Raw genomic sequence first — 268 nt, 5'->3', positions numbered from 1 at the left:
GAATGCAGGAACAGGTAGAGAACATCCGGGTCATTGAGCGTGTAGCCCATGAGTGTCATGTCAAAGTTTCCTTTTGTCGCAGTATCCACGAGCGCGCCCCATTCCAGTGTGACGATTTTCAGTTCCACACCAATATCCTTGAGCATCGCCTGAATAATTTGCGCTGCCTGTGCCCATGTACCCGTTTGCGCCAAAATCTCCAGCTTGAGCGGCTTGCCGTCCTTTTCATAAAAGCCTTGTTCATTTTTCGTATATCCTGCCTTCTCCA

General features: G+C 49.3%; 1 protein-coding gene. It reads right to left on the bottom strand.

Features of this window, described 5'->3' with window-relative positions; translation table 11 throughout:
- Positions 1–268: ABC transporter substrate-binding protein (locus SB773_RS32165; protein WP_410594415.1), on the bottom strand; the 268-nt coding region annotated here is incomplete at both ends.

Source organism: Bacillus sp. SIMBA_074, assembly GCF_046534555.1.
In the GTDB taxonomy this organism is placed as follows: domain Bacteria; phylum Bacillota; class Bacilli; order Bacillales; family Bacillaceae_G; genus Bacillus_A; species Bacillus_A mycoides.
This window is presented reverse-complemented; position numbering and strand designations above follow the sequence as displayed.